Here is a 2737-nt window from a genome sequence, read left to right as displayed (position 1 = left end):
ACGCCGCCGGTGGGGCTCAACCTCTTCCTGGCCAGCTACCGCTTCAAACGTCCCGTCCTTGATCTCTACCGCGCCTCCATCATTTACCTGATCTTGCTGCTGGCGGCCCTGGCCATCATCACCTGGTGGCCGCCCCTCACCCTCTGGCTGGGGACAAGCACATGAACTGGTTGACCCGCTGGCGCCGGCCCTCTTTTGTGGCGGGCGGCCTGCTGCTCCTGGGCGGTCTTGCCGTCCTGACCGTCCTGGCCTACCAGGGATCCCTCCAGCGCGGGCTGGAGCTGTGGACGGAGGGGCGGGCCGGGGAGGCCCTGGCCGAGTTCCGCCGCCAGGAGGCGCAGGGCGAAGAGCTGGCCCGCCTCAACCGGCTCATCGCCGAAGGCGAGGTCGCCCGCGAGGAGCGCGGTCCCGAGAGCCGCCGCTCCCTGCTGCGCGTCTCGGACGCCCTCGCCACCCTGGCGCCACGCTCTCCCTACAAAACGACGGCCCTCTACCAGGCGGGCCGGATGGCCCTGGCCGGCGGCGACCGCGCCCGCGGCCTCAAGCTGCTGGAGACGGCCTATCGTCAGCAGCCCAAGAACCAGGCCATTGCCAACCTCCTGCTCGAGACGCTGCTGTCCAGCGACGATCACAAACGCCTGCGGGAGACGGCCCGCCATCATCTGGAGCAGCGCCCGGACAATCCACTGGCCTGGTATGCCCAGGGGGAGGCGGAACGGCGCGCTGGCCAGGACCGCCGTGCCCTGGCCAGCTGGAACCGAGGCCTGGCCCTCTTTCCCCTGCGGCCCATGCTGGAGTCCGCCATTGTCCTGGCCCAGGCCCAGGGACAGGGTGACCAGGCCAGGGACTGGCTGCTGATCCTGCGCCTGCGCTACCAGACGGCCTCCGACGGGCGCCCGCTGGAGGCTTGGTGCGTGGCGAAAGGCCTGCACGATGTGTGGGCCGCCCTGCCCGCCGACCGGGAGGCGGGCCGCTATGCCGTCGCCTTCCCCGAGTTCTTCCCGCCGGGCCGCCAGTGGACTTACAAGGTGCGCTACGGCATCATTCCCCTTGGGCAACTGGTGGTGGGCGTCCGCGGCCGGGAGGAGGTCCGCCGGGGCGCGGGGGTCCACGAGGCGATGCGCGTCTACTACAAGATCGACAGCAACCCCGCCTACCGCATGATCATCGACCTCCATGACGTCTATGAATCGCTCATTCCGACCCACTGCCTGCACAGCCTGGAGTTCAAAGCGATGGGGCGCGAGGGGGAGGATCGCAACAACCGCATCTACATCTTCGACGTGGACTCCCAACGGGTGACGGTGCGGGGTTTCCGCCCCAATGGGGAGATCTTCCGTGAGGAGCTGCCCCTGGCCAACCAGGTCTTCGACGGCCTCTCGCTGCTCTTCGCGGCGCGCCGGCAGGTGCGGGACGGCCGCTTCGGCCCAGTGCTGACCTTCGTGGACGAGGAGGTGCGCCGCACGGTGATCCGCCGCAAAGGCTGCAGCCAGGCCAAGGTCCTGGGCCGCATGCAGCCGGTGGTGGAGATCCACGGGCAAGCCGATTATCGGGGCATCGCCGGACTGACGGGGGAGTTCTGGGGGCAGTTCAGTGATGACCAGGAGGCCTTGCCCCTCACGGCACGCTTCCAGATCAAGCTGGGGAAGATCACCCTGGAATTGGACGAGGTGGCCGATGTCCGTTGAGGTGGCGCCATCCCCCCTCAGCCTGGAGGGTGCACTCGCCTGGCGGGAGGACCTGCGCCTCACGGGGCGCCGGCTGGTCTTCACCAACGGCGTCTTCGACCTCCTGCATGCCGGTCACGCCGCCTACCTGGCCGAGGCCCGCGCCCTGGGCGACGCCCTGCTTGTCGGCCTCAACAGCGACCGCTCCGCCCGGGGGCTGGGCAAAGGCCCGGAGCGGCCGCTCATGCCGGAGGCGGACCGCGCCCTGCTCCTTCTTTCCCTGCGCTCGGTGGACGCCGTGGTGCTCTTCGACGAAGCAACGCCCCATGAGCTCATCTGCCTGCTGCGGCCGGACGTGCTGGCCAAAGGGGAGGACTACGCCCTGGATCAGATTGTGGGTGCCGCCGAGGTCTTGTCCTGGGGCGGCCGGGTGGAACGCCTGCCCCTGCTGCCGGGGCGCAGCACCACGGTCCTGGTGGAGCGGTTGCGCCGCCTGCTGGGCCGCCCGATCGATTCCTGAGCAAAGCGCCGGCGCAGCGCACAGCCCAGATTTTGGACAGTATTGTGCAGGATCGGGCACTTGCCAAGGTGATCGCGGCGCTAAGTGCTTGAGAATCAATTGACGGAATTCTGGCATGATCTTGGCAAATCAAAGCGCCAGCAAGATCAAACGGTTCAGAACCACTCATCCGAACATTCACCGTGCAAAGGTGAGATGGCTGCCGAGGTGCAAGGCCGAAGGCGGATCTGAACGGCGAGAAGGAAGTTGGTCTTGGTTGCTAATTCAAAAAGCCGCCTTCACGGGCGGCTTTCTTTTGGTGCGCCCAGCATGGGCGCCGTCCTGGAGGTGCAAGTCCTCCCGAGAGCAGGCCATCGCGATCGAAGTGAAGCGCAGCTGCGGAAGGGCGACCGACCGTGGGGAGGAAGCGTGGAGCGTAACCCGCGGGTGGATGGACAAGAACCGGATAGGAGGCGACGCCGGACGGGGCGAGCGGGCAAATGATCGCGAAGCTCCGATGGTCAAGGTCCAGGCGGCGTAAATCCGGCCATCGTGCGGTGAAGGACGGCGT

2 protein-coding genes are annotated in these 2737 nt (G+C 67.6%); both read left to right on the top strand.

The genetic code is table 11. The features are described from left to right. Positions 1-161: 161 nt before the first annotated feature. Positions 162-1688 carry a DUF3108 domain-containing protein gene (locus tag Q8O14_12100; protein ID MDP2361470.1) on the top strand — a complete coding sequence of 509 codons (1527 nt, stop codon included), beginning with the start codon at positions 162-164 and terminating at the stop codon, positions 1686-1688. Then, complete coding sequence (locus Q8O14_12095) at positions 1678-2187, top strand: adenylyltransferase/cytidyltransferase family protein (GenBank protein MDP2361469.1); 510 nt, start codon at positions 1678-1680, stop codon at positions 2185-2187. The genes Q8O14_12100 and Q8O14_12095 overlap by 11 nt, the downstream gene beginning before the upstream one ends. The last annotated feature ends 550 nt before the right edge of the window (positions 2188-2737 follow it).

The organism is bacterium, from assembly GCA_030685015.1.
GTDB lineage: Bacteria > CAIWAD01 > CAIWAD01 > CAIWAD01 > CAIWAD01 > CAIWAD01.
The sequence above is the reverse complement of the archived record's forward strand: the minus strand, read 5'-3'. Positions and strand labels throughout refer to the sequence as shown.